Here is a 1,886-nt window from a genome sequence, read left to right as displayed (position 1 = left end):
AAGGCGCCTTGGCAGAGTGGCTATGCAGCGGATTGCAAATCCGTGGACCTCGGTTCGACTCCGGGAGGCGCCTCCATTCTTTCTCTTAGTTTGATAAGTTAAGAGATAATAAGAATGAAAATGCGATACTAGCTCAGTTGGTAGAGCGCAACCTTGCCAAGGTTGAGGTCATCGGTTCGAACCCGATGTATCGCTCCAAATTTTGTAGTGTTGATTCATTTCGACATTAAGATGGTGTTTTACTTTTCAGTAATCGGCATCGCAATAAAGAATTGCGTGCCCTGGTGGTGGAATTGGTAGACACAAGGGATTTAAAATCCCTCGACGTTCGCGTTGTGCCGGTTCAAGTCCGGCCCGGGGCACCATCTATTTGATTATTACCTCGCTTGGTATTAATCAAAAGAGTTGTTCTCTTAAAACACTAATGAAGGCGCCTTGGCAGAGTGGCTATGCAGCGGATTGCAAATCCGTGGACCTCGGTTCGACTCCGGGAGGCGCCTCCATCATTCAGAAAAAACCAGTCCTAGTGACTGGTTTTTTCGTTTTTGACCCCGCTAAAGCTTCCTACGTACCCATTTCAATGCTTATCAAAGAAATCTTTGTTACGGATATACTTGCTCATTAAGTGGTAAGAGAAAGGTCTTATCAGCCAACTAAAGATAGAGCGACCAAGGCGGATTAATGTAGGAGTGTTCTCATAGATTCGTCCGTTATAAAGCCAAAGCACTTTACCTACATGCCAATAGAGCAAAGGAACCGGTGGCATGAAGGTCACGATGTCGATGTCACAGCAAATTCGGTAGGTCTTCTTACTCATGCGATAGTGCTTTCGAAAGCTCCAATCACCAATGGCGGGTTGGCCAAAAGTCACTATTCGTTTAATACAGCCTGGGTACTTTTGATCAAAGTAATCAGCGAAGACACAACCGATAGCGCCTCCGGAAGAGTGGCCAGTAATAGACACTCTTTTTCCTTGTTCGATGAGAGGTGTGAGCGTGGCTTCCAAGCGCCCAATAACGGTTAAGCCAAGCTTGTCTTCATTACGACTTGGCTGGCTCTCTTGAAACATTAGATGGTAGAAACCCGCATGCACACGATAATTGAGCCCAATTCTCTTACAGCTTCTTGTCCATAGAGCAAAGGTTAGTAGCCAATCTGAGATACTGTGCGATCCTTTGATTACCACAACCACTTCATCTTTGTCGCTACTCCACAACACTCTAATCATGGTTTTACCAAACTGGTTCTTGATGATGCGTTGTCCATTAGGGTCAAAACCATAGCGAGTCTGCTTAAAAACTCTAGGGTAGGCGAGGTTACAAAGAACGGCATAGCGCTCATATTGATATCGTTTTAGTGGTTTCACATGTTTACTTCTTAATAAGAGTTACTTCAAACTCTAATCGTTGAATGTGAAAAGTACATGAAAACGCCATTTGCTTGGTTTAAAACAATAAAATCACCGCATTCAATTGGTATTTGAATCAATGGTTGTCAGTGATTTGTCCGTTTAAATTAGAAATCCAAGTATAAGAACCGTACAAGCTGCACTAAATTTATTCTTTTGAGTTCGATAATTAATCACTTGAATTAAAAGATAAAATTTATTGTTGACGAATTTTTTCCTTCCGTTAAAGTACACCTCGTTCTCACGGCTTAGGTCGCTGAGAGATGGTGTTTTTACTTTTCAGTAATCGGCCTCGCAAGATTGCGTTGCCCTGGTGGTGGAATTGGTAGACACAAGGGATTTAAAATCCCTCGGCGTTCGCGCTGTGCCGGTTCAAGTCCGGCCCGGGGCACCATCTATCTAGCTTCTACATTTTGAGTAGAGTGATGAACAAAGAGTTGTTCTCTTAAATCACTATTAAAGGCGCCTTGGCAGAGTG

General features: G+C 43.5%; 1 protein-coding gene and 5 tRNA genes. 5 read left to right on the top strand and 1 reads right to left on the bottom strand.

The window, feature by feature from the left end; genetic code table 11:
- Window positions 1-2: 2 nt before the first annotated feature.
- The 4 genes from AB4263_RS24330 (at window position 3) to AB4263_RS24315 (ending at window position 503) form a co-directional block, all read left to right on the top strand.
- Window positions 3-76, top strand: a tRNA-Cys gene (locus tag AB4263_RS24330).
- A gap of 46 nt (window positions 77-122) precedes the next feature.
- Window positions 123-198 (top strand) — tRNA-Gly (locus AB4263_RS24325).
- An 80-nt stretch (window positions 199-278) separates the two neighbouring features.
- Window positions 279-365: transfer RNA gene (locus AB4263_RS24320), tRNA-Leu, on the top strand.
- Window positions 366-429: 64 nt separating this feature from the next.
- Window positions 430-503: transfer RNA gene (locus AB4263_RS24315), tRNA-Cys, on the top strand.
- Window positions 504-577: 74 nt separating this feature from the next.
- Here AB4263_RS24315 and AB4263_RS24310 read toward each other — a convergent pair.
- Window positions 578-1,366 (bottom strand): lipase family protein, encoded by a 789-nt coding sequence (locus tag AB4263_RS24310; RefSeq protein ID WP_372099046.1) that lies wholly within the window; start codon window positions 1,364-1,366, stop codon window positions 578-580.
- Between the two features lie 349 nt (window positions 1,367-1,715).
- Between AB4263_RS24310 and AB4263_RS24305 the strand changes: the two genes are divergently transcribed.
- A tRNA-Leu gene (locus AB4263_RS24305) sits at window positions 1,716-1,802 on the top strand.
- Window positions 1,803-1,886 lie beyond the last annotated feature (84 nt).

This window comes from Vibrio sp. 10N.261.55.C5 (assembly GCF_041470505.1).
Classification (GTDB): domain Bacteria; phylum Pseudomonadota; class Gammaproteobacteria; order Enterobacterales; family Vibrionaceae; genus Vibrio; species Vibrio crassostreae_C.
The sequence above is the reverse complement of the archived record's forward strand: the minus strand, read 5'-3'. Positions and strand labels throughout refer to the sequence as shown.